Genomic DNA, 18,896 nt, shown 5'->3' on the forward strand with positions numbered 1-18,896 from the left:
GGGCGGAACTTTACGGGTGAGACATGGTCGTTGCGGTCCGGGCCGAGGCTCTTGTCACTGCCAAGAACCAGCTGCGCCCGGGCCTTGCTTCGGCCTCGCGCGAGCTCGACCGCTTCCGCGCCCAACAGTCGCGCGGCATGGCGGCGTTCCAATCCGTCGCAGCGCGCGCCATGGCGGCTGCCGGCAGTGCCATCGCCGGTTACAGCATCGCGCAGAACCTCAAGGAGGCACAGAAGCGCTTTGCCGAGGTCGATCGCTCGATGTCGCGCATCGGCATTACCGGCGACGCCACCGTCGAGCAGACCCGCAAGGGAACTGTCGAGCTGCGCAATCTCGCCCGCGAGACGGCGACGTTGTTCGATCCGGCGAAGCAGGGCCTCGATGCCATCACCGCTTCCGGCCGCGATTTCGGCGATGCCATGAAGATGATGCCGTCCGTGCTGCGGACGGCGCAGGCGTCCGGCGCAGGCGTCGAGGATATCGCCAACTCCTCGACCGCACTCATCGATCACATGAAGATCGCGATCGAGGGGTTGCAGGAGGCGCAGGATACGCTCGCCATGGGTGGTAAGCTCGGCAAGTTCGAGCTGAAGGATATGGCGCGCTACCTGCCGTCGATGTTGCCGGCCTTCAAGGCGCTCGGCGCCAGCGGTCAGAGTGGCCTGCGCTCGCTCGTGGCGATGCTCCAGGTCATCCGCTCCGGCACCGGCACCTCGGAAGAGGCTGCATCCTCGGCTAACAACATCTTCCAGAAGATGGAGAGCGAGGAGACGACGAAGCGCTTCAAGAAGTTCGGGATCGACCTCCGCAAGGAGATGGAAAAAGCGCGGAAGGAAGGCAAGAACCTCGTAGAGGTCTTCACCGAGCTGTCGAACAAGGCGGTGAAGGGCGATCTGTCGAAGCTGCCGCAACTCTTCAGCGACATGGAATTCGCGCGCGGCATGCGTGCCCTGATGTCCGGCATGGACAAGTATAAGGAACTCAACAACTCGCTGCAGAAGTCGAAGGGCACGATCGACGTCGATTTCAAGCGCATCGTCGGCGACGCCCAGGCGAATCTCGACCGCTTTGCCGAGGCCGGCGACCGCGCGAAGACGGCCGTTGGTGGGCTGGCGACGGAGCTGGGCTCGACCCGTTTGAAGGTCGGCGCCGACAATCTCGACAGCCTCGCTCAGTCGATGGAGCGCTTCACGGCTGCCGTTCGCGAGAAGGGCATCGTGCAGGCCAGCAAAGACGCGGCCAAGGATGCCGTCGGTGCTGTCACCGACGAGATCCGCAAGCATAATGACGATTGGCAGGGCTTCGTCGATGCGCAGACGCTCGAAGGCGTGACCGACCCGACGAAGGGCTCCTGGTCTGATGTCTTCTTCGGCGACACCAGCCGCATGGAGACGATGAAGGCGCTCGAGGCCTTGCGTGCGAAGGAAAAGCGTCAGGGCTACCTGTCTTATTTCGACAAGCACAACAAGAAGACCTTCGAGGACCGGATGGCCGCGGGTGATGATGCCTGGTCGCGTGACCAGCTGCGTCGCCTCGGCGTTCTCCCAGGCATGTCGCTGACATCGGCTTCGCCGGAATTCGCCGACGTGATCGAGGCGGCCCGCGAGGCCCGGCGCGGCAAGGCGATGGCGTCGAGCTCTGGATCACCGGAATTTCAGAAGGGACCGGTGAAATCCAAATCGGGTTCAGTTCTCCCGCCCGAACGGCCGAAGGAGTTTGGCGGCGTTTCCATCCCTGGCGTTACTGCACTCGACGAGGTGAAGACCAAGAGCGAGGCAGCTGCATCGTCCTTCAGTCTGCTCGGACCCGCTGCGCAGTCGGCGGGGACGGAGATGGCTTCGGGCTTCGTTGCCGCGGAAGGCAGCATCGACCGCCTGACGGCCAAGGTCGCGCGGCTGAAGCAGGAAATCGGCTCGATCCGCGCGCCATCGCTCTCCTTCGGCAGCGTCAGCGGCCTTCCAACTGGCCGGCAAGGCGCGGAATGACCTAGTTAATCAATGTCTTATAAAACATTGATATCGCTAGCAAATTGGCGATTTGCGCGCTGTCGTTGCTTGACACTATAGTGGCCATGGTTCCATCCGCCCCGACGCTGTTGCGCCGGGGCTTTTTGTTTTGAGGCAGCTCGATGGTCTTCGACCCGCGCAGGCTCCGCCGCGCCTCCTTCAACGGCATCGGCTTCCATGTCGATACCGGCGATGTCGAGGCTGGGCACCGGGTCGCGACGCCGACCATTCCGAACGGCACCTGGCTGAACGAGAGCTTCGGCCCGAACCCGCGCAAGTTCGAGATCGAGGCCTATCTAGCCGGCGATGCGGCGGAGGCGGTGAGCGAAACGCTGCTCGCCGCTGCAGAGACCAAGCATCGCGGCCTGCTGGTCATGCCGGTCGGGGGCGCCCGCATGGTGCGCCTGACCAAGGCGAAGCGGCAATTCGCCAAGGACAAGCTCGGCTATCTCTCGGTTTCGATCGAGGCGGTGGCGGAGCCCGATCTGTCGCAGACGCGGCTCTCGCCGAATGCGCTGGCGGCCTCGCTCTTCGCCTCGGCCGGGCTGGTGACCGACGGGCTCGCCGGTTTCGCCATGGCTGGCCTGCAGCTCGTCGGCTTCCCGGTCACGGTGCTGGAAGCGGCGATCGAGGCTGGCGCCGATATCCTTGGCGACCTTGCCGCGATCACCGAGTTGCTGCGCCTTTCACCCGAGGCGAAGGCGCCGGTCAGCCTGGCACTGTCCAGCGCGACCGCTTCACTCGCCGCTCTCCCGAACGATCCGGCCGGCTTCGGCCGCGCCGTCGCGAACCTTGCGGTTGCGATCGGCGATGCGGCTGATCCGGCGATGCTGGCCGGCGTGCTCAATGATCTCGGCCCGCCGGCCGATGCGGCGCCGGCACAGGTCAGCCGCGGCACGTCCGTGACGATCGCCGAGAATGCCGCAGTCGCCGTGGCGATCACGGCGGCGGCGCGGGCGCTGGCGACAGGGGAGGCGCAGGCGCGCCGAACCTATGCCGATCGGCCCCAGGCAGTGGCGGCGCGGGCGGAAGCCATGGCCGTCTTCGACGATGCGCTGTCGCGGATCGGCCGGTCTGGCCTCGACCTGCTCGACCAGCTCTCCGCCATGGGCGGCATCGTCGCCGAATTGGCGCAACGGCAGGAAGCGGATCTTGCGCCGCTGATCACCGTCTCGGCGAACCGGCCGCTGCCGGCGCTGGTCTGGGCCTGGTCGCTCTATGGCGATCCCGGCCGGGCAGATGAGTTGGCGACGCGCGCTGGCGCGTCGCATCCCGGCTTCATGCCTGAGCGTTTCGAGGCTTTGGCATCATAATCGCAGGATGATGCCAAATGGCATTCGAGATCGTGACCTTGCGGACGGCGGGGTTGACCTTCCGTCCGCAGACGATCGCGATCGAAATCGCCATGGACGAGGCGGCCCGGAATTTCGAGGCCAAGATCAAGCACCCCGTTCTGTCGCAGGCCGATCTGCTAAAGGCGCTGCGCGGCTCGCCGGCCGTCACGATCCACGCAACGGCCAGCGACGGCTACTCGCAATCTTTCGGCGCGGATGGCGGCGATCTGCTGCTGACGGGCCATGTCGAGAAGCGTTCGCCGGCCCTGCGCTCCTCGGAGCAGGAATTGCCGATCGCCGGCCGCTCCAAGACCGGTGACCTGGTCGATTCGAGCGCCGAGCATGAGACCGGCGAGTTTCGCGACCAGGACGCCAAGGCTATGCTCGGCACCCTGGCCAAGTCCTATGGCATCTCGGTCGAAACGGATCTGTCGCTTGATCGCGAGCCGATAAAACGAATTCGGCCGGGTGAGACGGTCCATACCTTTGCCCGCCGCCTCTCGCGCAAGGAAGGCTTCGCCATTGGCGACACGCCCGAGGGCAATCTCAAGCTGGCGAAGGCTGGCACCAAGCGCCATGCCGGCACGCTGACCGAGGGCGTGAATGTCTTCGACGCCTCTGCCGTCCATGACGACAGCAAGCGCTTCTCTAAGGTGAAGGTGAGGGCGCAAGCGCCATCCGGATCGAGCAACACCGATCTGCGCATCGAGGCCGAAGCTGACGACGACACACTATCGCGCAAGCGGGTGAAGATCATCGTGCCGCCCGAGCTGATCCGCAACGAGGACGCCCGCGAGCGGGCACAGTGGCATCGCGACCGGGCAACCGGCGAGGGGCTGACCTGCGAGGTGACGCTGGCCGGCTGGCGCGATGAGGACGGCGCGATCTGGACGCCCGGCCGCCTCGTCTTCACCGAGATCCCGAGCCTCGACGTAGTGCAGGACATGCTGATCAAGAAGGTGAGCCTGCGCCAGTCCGACGAGGCGAGCAGCGGCACGCAGGCTATTCTCAGCCTGACCGATCCGCGCAGTCTCGGCGGCAAGAAGGGCAAGGCCAACAAGGGCACGGACTACACCGGCAAGGCCGGGGGCGACGATGACTGATGTCACCGAATTCGGCGAGGCCTCGACCATCACACGCGGCCGGATCGTTGCTGTCGATGATAGTGGTGAAACGCAGAAGCTGACGGCGGAAGGCTATGCCGGCGAGCGCTTCAGCGAAGTGCAGCGCCCGCAGGCGCATGGGTTTTCGTCACATCCGCCGGAAGGCGCGATCGGCACCTTTCTGCGTATGGGTTCGTCCGACCGCCTGATGGCGCTCGGCTATGAGATGCCGTCGCGCCCGCGCAACCTGCCGCCCGGTGTGCCGGCGCTCTACAATGCAGACGGCACGATCTGGAAGCTTCTGCCGAACAAGGCCGATCTCGATCACGGCAACAAGAACAGCCACGAGCGCGCGATCGGCAAGAAGAAGATCGAGGCGGCGGACTGGTTTCATGTCGACAGCGGCGCGATCTATCTCGGGAAGCCGCCCTATTATCCGGTCATGACTTCGGCCGGGCCTTCGCAGCATGTGTTCGCCGGCATCGCGCCCGGCGCGCCGGATAGCCCGCAAGGTGACATCGGATGAGCTACGGCATCGCGATCAGCCGCGAGGCGGCCGCACGCCCAGCCATGTTCTGGTCGACCTTCTGGTCGGCGGAGGAGGGCCTTGGCGACTGGCAGGTGGCCCCAGCCAACGACCCGGTCAATCCGGGCGGGCTCGATGCCTCCGAGCAGCTCGCCAGCGCGGTCATCATCTCGCTTTTCACCGACAAGCGGGCGCCGGAAGGCTGGCGGCCCGACGTGGTCGACCGGCGCGGTTGGTGGGGTGATGCGATCGCGCCCGAGGGCGAGACGCCGGAAGAGATCGGCAGCCATCTCTGGCTGCTGCAGAACGAGGTGGCAACCGAGGATGTCGCCAATCTCGCTCGGATCTATGCCGAGGAAGCCTTGGCCTGGATGATCCGCGACCAGGTCGCGGCCCGGGTCACCATCACATCCGGGCTGATCGAGAACCCGCGCCGCGGCGTCTGGCTCGATGTCAAAATCTATGGGCGCGACGGCGCGCTTCGCTACAGCCAGCGCTTCGAGCGCCTCTGGCAGGAACTCATCTAGAAAGAGATCTGGCTGATGGCCTGGAACACCCCGACGCTGCTGGCGCTGGTGACGCGCGTCTCGCGTGCCTTCACCGGCAAGCTGCAGGGCGCCGATGCGGCGCTCGCGCGCAACAACCTCGCCCCCACGGCGAAGGTGATCGCCGGCGAATTCTCGATCCTGCACAAGAAGCTGGCGAAGGCGGCGGATCAGCGCTTCGTGCTGACCAGCGACGAGGAGTTTCTCGATCGCCATGGCGCGGAGATGAAGCCGCCCGTGCCGCGCAAGGAAGCGACAGCCGCGCGTGGCGCGGTGACGGTGGTGGCGACCGGCGCGATCGTGCTGGCAACCGGCGCCGTTCTCATTCGCTCGGATGGCGCAGCCTTCACGGTCGATGCCGGCGTCACGCTAGCGGCAGCCGGCAGCGCGACGGTGCAGGTCACGGCCGCGGCCGCCGGTGCCGCTGGCGCAACCGATGCCGGCGCGGTGCTGACCGCCAGCTCCGGCCTGACCGGGCCGGCGACCTTCGCCGTTGCCGAAGGCGGGCTCGGCGGAGCCGCTGATCGCGAGGAAAACCAGGCTTACAAGGCTCGCCTGTTGCTGGCCAAGGCCTTCCCGGAGCATGCCGGTGCCCCGGCCGACTGGCTGAAATACACCCTCGCCATTCCCGGCGTGACCCGCGCCTTCATCGACCCGCTCGGCCATGGCCGCGCGACGGTCGTGGTCTATCCCTTCTTCGACCTGACCCGGCCGAACGGCATCCCGCTCGAAAGCGATCGGCTTGCCGTCGAGACGGCGTTGCGCAGCGCCGGCCCCGGTGCCAGCCTCGGCGTCGTCCGTATTCCGCAGGCCGTGCCGGTCAATTACAGCATCGATGCGCTGACGCCGGACACGCCGGAGGTGCGGGCGGCGGTGGTGGCCGAGGTGGCGACAACCTTCTTCCGCAACAGCCGGGTCGCTGGCTGGTCGACGCCGCATCCCTCGATGCCGTTCCTGGCGACGCCGACCAGCTTCTCGCGCAGCTGGATCTGGCAGGCTGTCGCCAATGCCACCGGCGAGGAAAGCCATGTCCTGGTCGATCCCCCGACGAACATCGCCTTGGGCCCCGGCCAGACGGCCGTGCCGGGCAACCCGACCTTCCTTTGAGAGGCGCCATGATCTGCCCGAGCGATGGCGAGGTCGCGGCCTCGATCGCCGCCCTGCGCCCGCGCGGCGCCGCCTGGCGCAATGGCGGCCACGACGCGCTCGCCGGCTCCACCATGGGCGATTTCTTCGACGCCCTCGGAGAGGTTTCCGGCGAGGCCGACCGGCGCATCTGCGCGCTGGTCGACGAGTATTTCTGCTCGAGCGCGGTCGAGACGCTCGATCTCTGGGCGCTGGAATACGGTGTCCCGGACGGTTGCGACCCCTTCGCCGATGTCTGCGAGAAGGTGAACGCGGTCGGCGACAGCATCCCGGCCTATGCCGAGGCCGCCGCGCTCAGGCGCGGCTGGTCGATCTCGATCGATGAGGAATTCATCACCACCGTGCAATCCGGCCGCCTGGGCAACGGCCGCCTGGGCGTGATGCGGATGGCAGCGGCGCAGGGCGTCGCCTGGCGCATCACCGTCGATCTGGCCAATTCTCCAGCCTATGTCGCCGCCGACCGGCGCAAGCCATTGATGGGGCGAATGCGCCTCGGCTTCGCCTTCGACTGCGGCCCCGCCATCACCCCCTTGTCCTGCCTGATCCGGCGCATCGCGCCGGCCCATGCCGATCTCGTCTTCGCGACGATCTGAGGAGCTTCCTATGGTTGATCTCTGGGGTCCCGGTGCCTTCGGCGCCGCGGATGCTGCCGCCGAGCGCCCGCCCTATACGCCGACGAACCTGCCGGGCGATTCTGATACCCATTACAAGGACTGCTCGTCACCGGCTGCCGACGACGGCACGCAATGGGTTTCAGCCGCACTCAACATCCTGCTGGCGCAGCTGCGCTCGCTGGCGCGGAAATCCGGCATCACGATCAGCAATCTCGACGATGACCTGCTGACGCGGGCGCTGCGCCGCAGTGGCGCGAATTTTCGGACCGGCGCCGGCTCGGCAACCGCGCTTTCGATCACGCTCGATCCGCAGCCTGCCGATTGGGCCGAGCTGACCGGGGCGACGCTCAAGATCGTGCCGGCCAATACCAATACAGGCGACGCGACGCTCGCGATCGCGGGTCTGCCCGGTACGAAATCGATCCTCCGGCCGGGCGGGGCCGCGCTGGTCCCCGGCGACATCGGCGCAGGCGGCATTCTGGCAGTGACGTTCGACGGCACTGCCTTCCAGATGATGGGGCTGACGCAGCCTTCGGCTTTCAACCGCGCGATCTATTCCACGCCTGGCACCTTCAGTTGGACCTGTCCGGCCGGTGTCTTTCGGGTTCGTGCCAAGGTTTGGTCGGGCGGCGGTGGCGGCGGCGGGTCGTCCGGTGCCGCCAACTCCATCGCTTCGGCCGGCGGCGGCGGAGAGTATCGCGAGGGTGAATTCGCGGTCGTTCCCGGCACTGCGTATCCGGTCATCGTTGGAGCCCGAGGCGCAAGCGGTGCCGGTGGCGGCTCACCTGGAAACGGCGGTAACGGTGGCTCGTCATCCTTCGGCGCTTTCATCACCGCCCTAGGCGGCGGCGGTGGCGTAGCCGCAAACGGAGCGGTGCAAGCCAATGGTGGCGCAGCTGGGTCCGGTGGGTCCGGCGGTGCGATCGCGCTGTCAGGAATTCCAGGTGGTATCGGCTACGGGATTGGCGTCGGATTTGTCATGTCGCAGGGCGGATCCTCGTTTCAATCGAACTATACCCCTACCCAGACGACGGGCACGGCCGCGAATGGGCTGCCCGGTAATTTCCCCGGTGGCGGAGCGGGTGGGGGAGCGCTCTCAGGCAGCGGCGGGCTCGGATCGCCCGGTCAGATCATTCTCGAATACTGAGGCAATCATGGCGCCCGGTATCGCACACGGCTTGATGGTCGAGATCATCACGACAGACCAGCTCGACGCGGCTTTTGATGTGGGGAACAGGAAATGACTGTCGTGCGCGCCTCTCCCCGCGGCCTCGTCATTGGCGACAGCCTGTCGAGCATGGTCTATGCGGATGATCCGATCATTCCGGATGCGTGTGCGCTCTGGACGGCCGTTCTCTCGCAGTCGACGGGTATCAATTTCCAGAGTCTATCAGCGCCCGGGAACCGCGTGACTGCTGGTTCCGCTCCGGACGCCAGCATCAAATACAATGCTGCTGCCTTCAACCTGATGCGCGGCGTTGCTTTGCCGGTCGTGGCGATCCTGTTCGCCGGGACGAACGATTGGGCCGGCTCGGACACCTACGCGTATCATCCGACGCTGCCGAACTTCATCGCTGATTATCGGGCGATCGTGGGCTACTGGCGCTCCAACGGCGTTCCGCTGATCTGCATCCCGCCGCTTTGGCGCGCTGACGAGTTCGATGCATCCAGTGTAGCAGTGAGTAAGGCGCACCCTGACGGCAACTTCACGCTTCAGGGCTATCGCAACTGGATTTTCGATCTCGCGCACGAGTACGCTCCGAACGCCCATTATCTGCCGCATACGTCGTTCGGGCTGGAACCTGCTGATTTCGCCGGAGACGGCTTGCACATGGTGGCGACCGGACACGCCAAAGTGGCGTTGGCAGTCGAAGCGAAGCTCCGGGAAATCGGCATCATCCAGTAGCCTGGGCGGCCTTGCCATCGGCGGGGCGCTCTCTATGGTTGCGCCTCCTATCAGACGAGGCCGACGAGATGGTGTTCAATGCCGGGGGGATTTTCAGGGAACCCCTTCTTGATCTGGGGCAGCATGAGGACGCCGCTTTCGCAGGAGTGCTTTCACCGAAGGGAGAAGTCGGCGCGGCTCGCGAAGGCGTAAACGCGGTCTTTCTGGAGAACGCCGAGGATTACTACCAGCGCTATCAGGGCTTCAATTATTGGCACGGGCTCTGTCGAGAAGCTGGCGAGCGGATCGGGTTGAAGGACCCCAAGCTCATCGTTGAAGTGGGATGCGGCTTCGGGAACGCGACGCTGCCGATGCTTGACCTGCACCAGGGAGCCCGGCTGGTCGCGACGGACATCAGCCCCAACCTCCTGGCGATCTTGAAGCGCTTGCTGGATGCTCGAGGGCTCAATGACCGGTGCGTGCCGGTCGCGATGGACGCCCAGAAGCCCTATCTGAAGGAAGGGATTGCTGACTGTGTCTTCGGCGCGGCCATCTTGCATCACCTCGCAGAGCCGCGGCCGTTCATCGATATGGCGATGCGGATGCTCAAGCCAGGCGCCTCCGCATTCTTTTTCGAACCCTTCGAAGCGGGAAACGCTGTCCTGAGAGTGATCTGCCAGGAAGTTACCCGCGAGGCGAAGACCCGCGGTGAAAACGGGCGTGCTCTGGAATTCGCGGAGTTGCAGATCAGCGAGCTTGAGCCTCAGATTTTCAGGCAGAAGACTGAGGGATGGCGCGATCGAGATGACAAATGGGCGTTTCCGCGCTCGGTCCTGCAAGATCTGGCGGATAACGCCGGGGCAGATCTGCGCGTGTATCCGATTCACGACAACGTGGGGCAGTTTCGTCGGCACTTCGCTTATCAGATGAAGGCTTACAGAGAGATGGAAGAGGCCGAGCTGCCTGATTGGGCATGGGCGATCTTCGATCGGTATGACCGCGACACCTTTTCTCCCGATCAGCTACGAGATCTGCCGATGGCGGGGTGCGCAATTTTCACCAAGCGAAAGCCCCGAAAATGGTGGCTATAGCGCTCGATTAAACAGCCGCCTCCGGGCGGCTTTTTCATGTCCGGAGCCCCATCATGAAGCTCGCCGCGCTCTTGGCGCTGGCGCTGGTCGCGCTCGCCCCGGGCGCTGCTGCCGCGCACAGCTGGTATCCCTACGACTGCTGCTCCGACCGCGATTGCTGGCCGATGGGCGAGGACGCGGATGCGCGCGAGCCCGATCCGAAGATCGTGCCCGGCGGCTACCTGACCCATGACGGGATCTTCGTGGCGCAGCGCGACACGCGGCCCTCTCGCGACGGGCGCTTCCACGTCTGCCGCGCCGGTGGCCACCCGGCCGGCAGCGTGATCCGCCCGGGTGACAGGCCCGTCTGCCTCTTCGTTCCCCAGCCGACTTTCTGACGGTCGCGCGCGGTCGATCTCCTCCCTGACATCGGAGCCTATCCATGAAAGTCACCGCCGATGTGGCGCTGGAAACAGCGGCGCATGAAGGGCTCGTGCGCCAGACCTATCGCGACTCCAAGGGTGTCCTGACCTGGTCGATCGGCGTCACCAATGCCAGCGGCCATAATGTCGATCGCTATATCGGCAAGCCGCAGCCGATGGAGCATTGCCTCGCCATTTATGCGTGGCTGCTGGAGACGCGCTATGCCCCCGCAGTGCGCGAGGTCTTCGCCAAGAAGCCGCTGACCGAGGCGCAATTCGCCGCGGCCCTGTCGTTCCACTACAACACCGGGGCAATCAAGTCTGCGACCTGGCCGAAGCTCTGGCTCGCCGGCGACATCGCCGCCGCCAAGACGGCCTTCATGGCGTGGAACAAGCCGGCGGAGATCGTCGAGCGTCGCCGGAAGGAGTGCGACCTCTTCTTCGGCGGCAAGTGGTCGAATAACGGGCGGATCACGGAATACACCCGCGTTACCGCCAAGATGACGCCAGATGGGGCGAGCGCGAAGCGGGTCGATGTCCGCGCGGCGATCGCCGCGGCGCTTGGCGCCCCAGCATCGCAGGCCGCCGAGCCGGCCCCGGCTCCCCCGCCGCCTGCTCCGCCTCCCGACCGCTCTATCTATCTCGACCCTCCTGCCGCCGAAGGCGGCTTCTGGTCACGCTTCTGGGCGGGCCTCAAGAGATCCTTCGGAGGCTGACCATGGACTTCGCGACCACTCTCGGCTCGCTCGCCGGGCAATTGTTCAAGCTTGGCGCGCCGCAGCTCGGCGGCATCATCGGAACCGCCATCGGCGGCCCGGCCGGGACCGTCGTCGGCGGTGTCGCCGGCAAGGTCATCGAGGAGCTCGCTGGCAAGCTCGGCACGCCGGCGACGCCGGAGGCTGTCAAGGAAGCGATCGAGACGAAGCCGGAGGCGTCAGCGCCGATCGTCGCGCAGGTCGAGGCGACCGCGCCGGATCTCGTCAAGCTCTGGCAGAGCGAGTCTGACCGCTCGACCGAGGCGCAGCGCGCCGAGATCGATAAGGGCTTCGGCGCCTGGCAGTTCTGGCGGGGCGCCTGGCAGGCGGTCATCCTCGGCGGCTGGGCCGTCATCCTGCTCTCCGCCCTGTTCGGCGCCCTGATCGGGCTCAAGCCGCTAATGCCGCTCTCCGACCTCATCAACAACTGGGGCTCGGTCACGCTGGCGTGGCTCGCGGTCTTCAATGGCGGCCACACGATCAAGGAGATCGCGCCGCATCTCGGCTTCGGGAGGAAGCGCGCTTGAACCTCTTCGACGGAATCTCTGCGCCTGTGGTCATTTCGGTGGCGACGGCCATCTGCGCGATCGTTTCGAGCTATGCCGTAGTCCGCTTCCAGGCGGCGCAGCACGACAAGCGCATCGCCCGGCTCGACGAGCGCTGCGAGGCGCTCGGCCGCGAGCTCGCCGCCTTCAACATCGAGGCGGTGCAGCGCTTCGTCAGCGATGAGATGCTGGCCAAGGTCGAGACCCGGATTTCCGACGCGATCAACCGGCTGGCCGATCGTCTCGACAAGGTCCTCGATGCGCGTGCCAGCAGCCGTGGCAGGGCGGGCTGAACATGGGTGTGCAGCATCTCAACAAGCCGCTCGACCGGCAGGCAGCGGAAGCGACCGTGCGCGCCGTCGAGCGCGCGATCGAGGGTGGCGCCGCCTATCCGGTCGCTCGCGGCCAGGCTGGCCGTTCTGCTCTGGTCGAGGCGGCGGCCGCTCTCGGTCTGGCTGCGACGACCGTTCGCAACCGCCTCGAGCAGGGTTTCCGCCTCTACGGGCTGAAGCCCAACGGGATCGAGCCGCCGGAACGTGCGTCGGCTCGAAAGGGCGGAAAGGGCCGGACCGCCGCGGCCGAGCCGGATAACGCGCTCCAGCGCAAGCTGACCGGGCTGCAGGACGAGGTGACGAGCCTGCGCAAGCAGCTCAAGGCGCAGCAGCGCGAGGACCTCGATACGGAGGCGGTGCGGCTGCTGCTCGGTCGAATCTCGGCCGCGCCGTCGTCTCCGCCGCGTTGGACGATCGAGCCCGGCGCGAAGCGGGGGAACGGTACGCCGGAGGTGCCGGTGACCGTCTGGTCCGACTGGCATATTCCCGAGGTCGTGTCGCTGGCCGAAACGGCTGGCAAGAACGAATACAACCCGGAAATCGCCGAGGCGCGGGTGCGCCGGTTGGTGGCATCGACCATCTCGCTCGCCAGGAAGCACGGCCCCGGCGACTATCCTGGCATCGTCGTCAACCTGCTCGGCGACTTCGTCTCTGGCGGTCTGCATCCCGAGCTCGCCAAGACTGATGCCGAGGAGGTACTGCCGAGCGTTCTGCGCTGCGTTGACCTGCTGATCTGGGGCCTGCGCCAGATCGCCGATGCCTTCGGGCACGTCTACGTGCCATGCACATCGGGCAATCACGGCCGGGCGACGCAGAAACCGGAGTTCAAGCGCTACATCTTCAAAAACTACGACTGGCTGATCTATCAGCTGGTGGCGCGCGCCTTCGAGGGCGACCGGCGTCTGGTCTTCGACATCCCTGACACCAACGAGGTGCATTATCGCGTCTTCGGTCAGCGATACCTTGCCATGCACGGGGACATGCTCGGCGTGAAGGGTGGTGATGGCATCATCGGCTCGCTCGGCCCCATCGCCCGCGGCGAAACCAAGGTCGGCAAGCAGGCCGCGGCGCTGGGGCAGGACTATGACGTCCTGGTCATCGGCCACTGGCATCAGATGATCTGGCTGCCGCGCGTCATCGTCTCGAATACGCTGAAGGGCTGGGACGAATACGCCCGCTCGGCCCTGCGCGCGCCGCCGACGCCGCCGAGCCAGCCGCTGTGGTTCGTGCATCCGCGCCGCGGCATCACCTCGCGCTGGGAGATCCGCGTCGACGAGCCCGGTCGCGGGGCCGGGGAGGAATGGGTCAGCTTCAGGAGGGCGGCGTGACAGTTCATCCGGTCGGCCTGGCTGCCAATGGCGCCTGCGCTCATTGCGCGAAGGGCTATGAGAACCACGAATACAACTGCACCGGGGGGTGTATGGCCGATTTCCGGGTGCGGACGATCGGCTTCTGCGGCCCGGCCGGCGCCGGCAAGTCGACCGCCGCCGATAGGCTGGCGAAGCGCTGGCGCTTCAGCCGGGTGCGCTTCGCTGCCCCCCTCAAGGCAATGCTGGCGGCGCTTGGTCTCTCGGCCGAGCATCTCGACGGTGCCCTGAAGGAGGAACCCACGCCGCTTCTGTGCGGCCGCTCGCCGCGGCAGGCGATGCAGTGGCTCGGCACCGAATGGGGCCGAAATCTGATCGGGGATGAATTCTGGATCGAAGCCTGGCGGGCTGCGATCGAGCGCACGACGCCGACCACCTTTCATGGCGGCTTCGATCCGATCCGCCTGATCGTCGCCGACGATGTCCGCTTTGCCAATGAGGCGAAGGCGATCCGGGAACGCGGCGGCATCGTCGTCAAAATCGAGCGGCCCGGCTCGGGCTCATCGAGCGGCGGCGATCACGCTTCGGAACGGCTCGAATTCACGCCGGACCGGGTCATCCACAACCACGGCGACCTGGCGGCGCTGCGGGCGGAGATCGACGCTCTGGCGTTGTCGCTGAGATAGCGTCTTTCTTCGGATTTCTGTTGAAGATTGGCCTGCTGCCTCAAAAGAGGCAGCAGGCCTTTTTGTGTTTCGAGGCCCGGGAATCTAGATTGCTGGTGTGCGAATATCCAAATCTCGGTGTTTCATGCCAAACGATAATCTGGAAGACGCAAAAATAAGATACAAGTGGGCTGAGGAGAAAATCTTTGAATTAAAGCGTTCGATGGATGAATTCTTCAAAACGTTATTCTATGCTCCATATTACACAAAGACTGCAGATGGCTCTAAGAGCGTTATGGGCATCGAGCTCATTACTCCACTTCCATTGGAGTGGAAGAAACTGACATCCGAAGCATGTCAGCATCTGAGATCGGCTTTGGATTCCGCAGTTTGGGCGGTCGCTGTCCATAAGGGCATTCAGGCTAGGCAAATCACATTCCCGGTCGCAAAGGCAGAGGAGGATTTTCAGCAGGAGCTAAAGAAAGCACGGCTGAGAAATAAGAGTCCTGAATTGTGCGATTTTATAGTTCGACAAAAGCCGTATCTGGCGGGAAATCCTGTGCTTTACTCTCTTCATGATCTCAATAGAAACGAGAAACATAGAAGATTATCCGTGTTTCAAACTAATGGCGGTGTTTATTTCAATTACATAAAGGCGGATGGCCCCTGCGCTATATCTGGTGATCTGAAATTTAAAGATGGGCGTATGGATGTGATTTATTATGATCACGGTGTGAGGGTTCAAAGCTTGATGTATCCTACATTCGCTGTGGCATTCGAGAGCGCGCCAGGATTAGGGAAGGTAACTATCGAAGTCGGCCTTGAGGCTATGGCGCAGGAGGTCAGCCGCATCTTGGGCGAGGTTGAGGCTAGCTTTTTCTGACAGTAACCGACCACGGTTCTCAGCAGGCGGTAGCCGAGCCCGCGCCGGACGAGCGGCGCAAGCGTGTCGGGGCTGATCCAGCCATTGGCACAATCTATGTGGAACATGCCGACCAGCTCGGCATTGAATCGGGTGGTGTTGCGTCCGGAGTTTAGTGCGATGGTTGCGGCGCGTGCGAACTGGAAGGGCAATCTGAGATTCGGCGAGATCAGTTGTCCGGTGGCGCTCTACACCGGCGCGAGCACATCCGAACGGGTCTCGTTCCATATGGTCAATCGCGACACCGGCCATCGCCTGCGACGCGAGTTCGTCGATCCCGTCACGGACGAGTCGGTTGATCGTGAGCACCAGATCAAGGGCTTCGAGTTCGAGAAGAACCACTATGTCGAGGTGGAGCCCGACGAGATCGCCCAGGCCGTCCCGGAGAGCAACAAGATCCTGGCCGTGGCAGCATTCATCCCCTGCGCTGAGATCGACACGCTTTACTTCGACAAGCCCTACTATCTCGCCCCGGTCGGTGCGAGCGCTGGCGCGGCGTTCGCCGTGATCCGTGAAGCGCTTCGCGCCAGCAACGTTGGAGCCCTGGCCCATGCAGTGCTGTTCCGGCGCTATCGCGGGCTGATGATCCGGGCTCAAGGCCGGGGCCTCGTCGCCCATACGCTGAACTTCGATTACGAGGTGCGATCGGCATCGGATGCCTTCGACGACATCCCCAAGCTAAAGCTCGACAAGGAGATGATCGACCTCGCCAAACACATCATCAACAGCAAGCGCGGCGAGTTCAATCCGGCTACATTTGATGACCGGTACGAGGCTGCCGTCGCTGAGCTGGTAAAGGCAAAGCTTGCTGGCGAGCCGATCAAGGTGCCGAAGAAGGTTGAGCCACCGAAGGTCGGCAGTTTGATGGAGGCTCTACGCGCCAGCGCGGGGCAGGCCGGCAAACCACCGCCGCCGCCGAAGCGCCGCGCCACCAAGAAGGCGGCTTAGCCAAGCCGTTCAGCCTCTCGCAGAGCGTCCGATCCGCGCCATGTGCTCGACATGCGCCGCCCAACCCTCTTCGCCGACATAGGTCAGGAATCGCTCGAAAGCCTTGCGGAAGGCCGGCATGGCTGCGTCGCGGGTTTCCGCATGACCGTCAGTGGCCGTGACCTGCCTGACGCCGTTCGCATGTTGCCCGGCGTGGACGTGAATCACCCATGTCCAATATGGCGCCTGGTCCGAAGCCCCATGCGTCTGGTTGATGCATCCGACCGTCAGCCCCTTATGGATGACCGACCAGAACCTGTCGTCATCCTCTGGGCGTGGATGGTCGTTGTAGGTGCGTCGAAGGGTGAGTTCAGGCTTCATAGCGCCCTGATCTGTTCCTCGAATTCTTCGGGGATAGCGCCATGGCGGGCGAGGACGTCGATCGATGCGACTTCGCCGGTCTCGTCGTCAGCCACGACATGCACCACGGCGACGCCCTCGGCAGAGCGCCCGAGCCGCTCCCCTTCGTTCAGCGCGTGATGCTTCGTTTTCGCCGGGACGCGCTGCGCCGGGACGAGCTTCTTCCGATGCGTCTTGAAGGGCTGCAGAAAGAAGGTGTCGACGTTCATGGCTTGACTCCCGATGTCTGTTTGTTCTCTCTGTGTTCTCATATCAGGAGGCGGCGATGGGAAACAAGATCCCGGCGAATTGGATCGTAGACAGCATCACGCCTGAAGGGGTCGAGGAGTGGATTGCCGAGTCCGGAAATGTCTGCGTCGCCCGGGCGGCGTATGAGGAAGCTCTGAAGCATCGCTACGGCCGCGTGGTCCGCTTCCGCCATGGCCAGCAGATCCTCTGTCAGGCTGTCGGGAACGTGAAGGAGTGGTGGGTGAAGGATAAACCCAGCCGCTCCTGACAAGATCAGGTGGGCCGGCGCTTGACGGCTCCCGCCCACTACCTGAGTTTTCGGCTCAGGAGGCCCCATGTGCAATCTCTACAGCCACACCCGCAACGTCGAGGCTATTCGGAAGCTCTTCGCCCGCTTCGACGTAGCGGCCCAGGTAGTGCCACAACCCGGCATCTTCCCGGATTATGCGGCCCCCATCATTCGCAATGAGGGCGGTACCCCCACGCTCGCGATGACGCGGTGGGGCATGCCGTCGTCCAAGAAGGCGCTGCTCGATGCCGCGACGAAACGAGCTGACAAGCTCCGCGCGAAGGGCAAGGAGGTCGACTTCGATCAGCTCTTGCGCATGGAGCCAGACGGCGGCACGACGAACGTCCGCAACACCTCGAGTTCGCATTGGAAGCGCTGGCTCGGCGTCGAGAGCCGCTGCCTTGTTCCCTTCACTAGCTTCAGCGAGTTCGACTGGAGCGCGAAGCAGGACGTTTGGTTCGCATTCGGAGAGGAGCGGCCGACCGCGTTCTTCGCCGGCCTCTGGACGCCGCAGTGGACCAGCGTCCGCAAGATCAAGAACGGCGAAGAGACGATCGACCTCTACGCCTTCCTGACGACCGATCCGAACTCCGAGGTCGGCGCGATCCATCCGAAGGCGATGCCGGTGATTTTGACGACGCCGGAAGAGTGCGAGGCCTGGATGACGGCGCCCTGGGAGCAGGCGAGGGCGCTACAGCGTCCCTTGTCAGATGGCTCGCTCGATATCGTCGCTCGCGGCGTGAAGAAGGACGGCGCAGAGCCCGACGCAGATCGGCTGGCGCAAGCGTCGCTCCTCTAAGTCAATGCCACGTCTCTGGTTCGATCCTCCCGTCTCGATAGAGGGCGATCGGCCGGGTCTGACAATCGTGATTAGTTCGGTCGAGCGTGCGGCAGAGCAGCTCCTGACTTGGGAGGATCGTGGCCCGAAATGGCGCGGCGCGGTTCAAGCCTGCATGGACGCCATGAGCGGCGGCGGAACGGCAAAGCAGGCGCGCGAGGCGTTTGTCACAGCGGCCGAAGAAGTGGGGAAGCTGCTTTAGATTTGAGGCAGGGCTTGCGCTCCGGATGGGACGGCCATTGTCCCGGGCCGAAGAATTTTCACCGAAAACGTGTAGTATCAACCGATGATTATTTTTGAAATTCGCCTGTAAGCCCTTGATCTGCCGTGACGGTTTTTTTGCTGGCTTTGCGGAAATCATGAGATAAAACAGGCGCGGGAACATGACTCTTAATCAGCGGGTCGTAGGTTCGAGCCCTACATCACCCACCACGGTTTTCCTGAACATCGCTGGACCGCTTCCTCGCTAAAGCCACGCGGCTTGCGCGATATCTTCGCCGGCTTCGCGGCTGTGCTATCGTCAATTCCTGGCGATGGTGGAGCGAACAGCAGCGTGGACGAGCTTGAGTTGATGCTTCGGCTGCTGGCAGGCCTGGTCGCAGGCGTGGCTGTCGGCTGGCAGAGGACCCTCCAGCGCAAGAGCGCGGGCCTGCGGACCTTCGGCCTGGTGGGAATCGGAACCGCGGCGGCGGCGAGCCTGTTCAGCGAGACACTTCATCCCGATGCTGCGAGCCGCGTGGTTCAGGGCGTGCTGACCGGCATCGGCTTTCTCGGCGCCGGCCTGATCATCCATCGCAATGGTGAAATGAATCCACACGGGCTGACCACGGCCGCGGCAGTCTGGGTGACGGCTTCTCTGGGCTGCGCCGCCGGACTTGGGAAATGGCTGGTGACGCTGACGGCCACGGTCCTGGTGCTCGTTCTGCTCGCCCTCGATCATTCAGTGGAACGCCGGCTCCAGGGGCGCCCCCCAATGCCCGAACATGACGAAGAGACAGGTCCTTCGCCGGACTGAGG

The 18,896-nt window shown here is 64.4% G+C and carries 24 protein-coding genes; 22 read left to right on the forward strand and 2 right to left on the reverse strand.

The annotated features are described in order from the left end of the window. Positions 1-23: 23 nt before the first annotated feature. The 18 genes from FQV39_RS28765 (at position 24) to ku (ending at position 16,125) form a co-directional block, all read left to right on the forward strand. A complete protein-coding gene (locus FQV39_RS28765) occupies positions 24-1,985 on the forward strand; it encodes a phage tail tape measure protein (protein WP_149133414.1) in 1,962 nt (653 codons plus the stop codon). A 143-nt stretch (positions 1,986-2,128) separates the two neighbouring features. Then, positions 2,129-3,319 carry a DNA circularization N-terminal domain-containing protein gene (locus FQV39_RS28770; RefSeq protein WP_149133415.1) on the forward strand — a complete coding sequence of 397 codons (1,191 nt, stop codon included), beginning with the start codon at positions 2,129-2,131 and terminating at the stop codon, positions 3,317-3,319. A 17-nt stretch (positions 3,320-3,336) separates the two neighbouring features. Further along, the gene (locus tag FQV39_RS28775) at positions 3,337-4,443 is read left to right on the forward strand and encodes a phage baseplate assembly protein (protein WP_149133416.1); all 1,107 of its coding nucleotides are present in this window, start codon (positions 3,337-3,339) and stop codon (positions 4,441-4,443) included. Then, positions 4,436-4,969 (forward strand): phage baseplate assembly protein domain-containing protein, encoded by a 534-nt coding sequence (locus FQV39_RS28780; RefSeq protein ID WP_149133417.1) that lies wholly within the window; start codon positions 4,436-4,438, stop codon positions 4,967-4,969. The genes FQV39_RS28775 and FQV39_RS28780 overlap by 8 nt, the downstream gene beginning before the upstream one ends. Then, positions 4,966-5,496 (forward strand): phage GP46 family protein, encoded by a 531-nt coding sequence (locus tag FQV39_RS28785; RefSeq protein ID WP_149133418.1) that lies wholly within the window; start codon positions 4,966-4,968, stop codon positions 5,494-5,496. Before FQV39_RS28780 ends, FQV39_RS28785 begins: the two co-directional genes overlap by 4 nt. 15 nt (positions 5,497-5,511) lie before the next feature. Further along, positions 5,512-6,621, forward strand: a complete 1,110-nt coding sequence (locus FQV39_RS28790) for a baseplate J/gp47 family protein (RefSeq protein ID WP_149133419.1) — start codon at positions 5,512-5,514, stop codon at positions 6,619-6,621. A gap of 8 nt (positions 6,622-6,629) precedes the next feature. Next, a complete protein-coding gene (locus tag FQV39_RS28795; protein WP_149133420.1) occupies positions 6,630-7,253 on the forward strand; it encodes a DUF2313 domain-containing protein in 624 nt (207 codons plus the stop codon). Positions 7,254-7,263: 10 nt separating this feature from the next. Continuing rightward, positions 7,264-8,421, forward strand: coding sequence for a glycine-rich domain-containing protein (locus tag FQV39_RS28800; protein ID WP_149133421.1), 1,158 nt, complete (start codon positions 7,264-7,266; stop codon positions 8,419-8,421). Between the two features lie 93 nt (positions 8,422-8,514). Further along, positions 8,515-9,180, forward strand: a complete 666-nt coding sequence (locus FQV39_RS28805) for an SGNH/GDSL hydrolase family protein (RefSeq protein WP_149133422.1) — start codon at positions 8,515-8,517, stop codon at positions 9,178-9,180. Positions 9,181-9,248: 68 nt separating this feature from the next. Beyond that, entirely contained in the window at positions 9,249-10,250 is a 1,002-nt protein-coding gene (locus FQV39_RS28810; RefSeq protein ID WP_149133423.1) for a class I SAM-dependent methyltransferase, read from the forward strand. Between the two features lie 53 nt (positions 10,251-10,303). After that, complete coding sequence (locus FQV39_RS28815) at positions 10,304-10,627, forward strand: hypothetical protein (protein ID WP_187640107.1); 324 nt, start codon at positions 10,304-10,306, stop codon at positions 10,625-10,627. A gap of 44 nt (positions 10,628-10,671) precedes the next feature. After that, complete coding sequence (locus tag FQV39_RS28820; protein WP_149133424.1) at positions 10,672-11,367, forward strand: lysozyme; 696 nt, start codon at positions 10,672-10,674, stop codon at positions 11,365-11,367. 2 nt (positions 11,368-11,369) lie between these two features. Next, the gene (locus FQV39_RS28825) at positions 11,370-11,933 is read left to right on the forward strand and encodes a hypothetical protein (protein ID WP_149133425.1); all 564 of its coding nucleotides are present in this window, start codon (positions 11,370-11,372) and stop codon (positions 11,931-11,933) included. After that, a complete protein-coding gene (locus FQV39_RS28830; RefSeq protein WP_149133426.1) occupies positions 11,930-12,244 on the forward strand; it encodes a hypothetical protein in 315 nt (104 codons plus the stop codon). Before FQV39_RS28825 ends, FQV39_RS28830 begins: the two co-directional genes overlap by 4 nt. Positions 12,245-12,246: 2 nt before the next feature. Continuing rightward, positions 12,247-13,611, forward strand: coding sequence for a hypothetical protein (locus FQV39_RS28835; protein ID WP_149133427.1), 1,365 nt, complete (start codon positions 12,247-12,249; stop codon positions 13,609-13,611). Beyond that, the gene (locus tag FQV39_RS28840; RefSeq protein ID WP_149133428.1) at positions 13,608-14,276 is read left to right on the forward strand and encodes a deoxynucleotide monophosphate kinase family protein; all 669 of its coding nucleotides are present in this window, start codon (positions 13,608-13,610) and stop codon (positions 14,274-14,276) included. The genes FQV39_RS28835 and FQV39_RS28840 overlap by 4 nt, the downstream gene beginning before the upstream one ends. Before the next feature lie 124 nt (positions 14,277-14,400). After that, positions 14,401-15,138 carry a hypothetical protein gene (locus tag FQV39_RS28845; protein WP_149133429.1) on the forward strand — a complete coding sequence of 246 codons (738 nt, stop codon included), beginning with the start codon at positions 14,401-14,403 and terminating at the stop codon, positions 15,136-15,138. A gap of 63 nt (positions 15,139-15,201) precedes the next feature. After that, the gene (gene ku, locus FQV39_RS28850) at positions 15,202-16,125 is read left to right on the forward strand and encodes a non-homologous end joining protein Ku (RefSeq protein ID WP_248313169.1); all 924 of its coding nucleotides are present in this window, start codon (positions 15,202-15,204) and stop codon (positions 16,123-16,125) included. Between the two features lie 9 nt (positions 16,126-16,134). Here ku and FQV39_RS28855 read toward each other — a convergent pair whose 3' ends face one another. Further along, complete coding sequence (locus FQV39_RS28855; RefSeq protein ID WP_149133431.1) at positions 16,135-16,485, reverse strand: hypothetical protein; 351 nt, start codon at positions 16,483-16,485, stop codon at positions 16,135-16,137. Next, positions 16,482-16,733, reverse strand: coding sequence for a hypothetical protein (locus FQV39_RS28860; protein WP_149133432.1), 252 nt, complete (start codon positions 16,731-16,733; stop codon positions 16,482-16,484). Before FQV39_RS28860 ends, FQV39_RS28855 begins: the two co-directional genes overlap by 4 nt. A gap of 56 nt (positions 16,734-16,789) precedes the next feature. Between FQV39_RS28860 and FQV39_RS28865 the strand changes: the two genes are divergently transcribed. From FQV39_RS28865 to FQV39_RS28880, 4 genes are all read left to right on the forward strand, one after another. Next, positions 16,790-17,020: a hypothetical protein gene (locus tag FQV39_RS28865; RefSeq protein ID WP_149133433.1), complete on the forward strand. Its 231-nt coding sequence runs from the start codon at positions 16,790-16,792 to the stop codon at positions 17,018-17,020. Positions 17,021-17,087: 67 nt separating this feature from the next. Further along, positions 17,088-17,840 (forward strand): SOS response-associated peptidase, encoded by a 753-nt coding sequence (locus FQV39_RS28870; RefSeq protein ID WP_149133434.1) that lies wholly within the window; start codon positions 17,088-17,090, stop codon positions 17,838-17,840. Positions 17,841-17,844: 4 nt separating this feature from the next. After that, the gene (locus FQV39_RS28875) at positions 17,845-18,081 is read left to right on the forward strand and encodes a DUF982 domain-containing protein (protein WP_149133435.1); all 237 of its coding nucleotides are present in this window, start codon (positions 17,845-17,847) and stop codon (positions 18,079-18,081) included. A gap of 279 nt (positions 18,082-18,360) precedes the next feature. Next, on the forward strand, positions 18,361-18,894 hold the full coding sequence (locus FQV39_RS28880; RefSeq protein ID WP_210251153.1) for an MgtC/SapB family protein: 534 nt from the start codon (positions 18,361-18,363) through the stop codon (positions 18,892-18,894). The last annotated feature ends 2 nt before the right edge of the window (positions 18,895-18,896 follow it).

Source organism: Bosea sp. F3-2 (assembly GCF_008253865.1).
Lineage (GTDB): Bacteria > Pseudomonadota > Alphaproteobacteria > Rhizobiales > Beijerinckiaceae > Allobosea.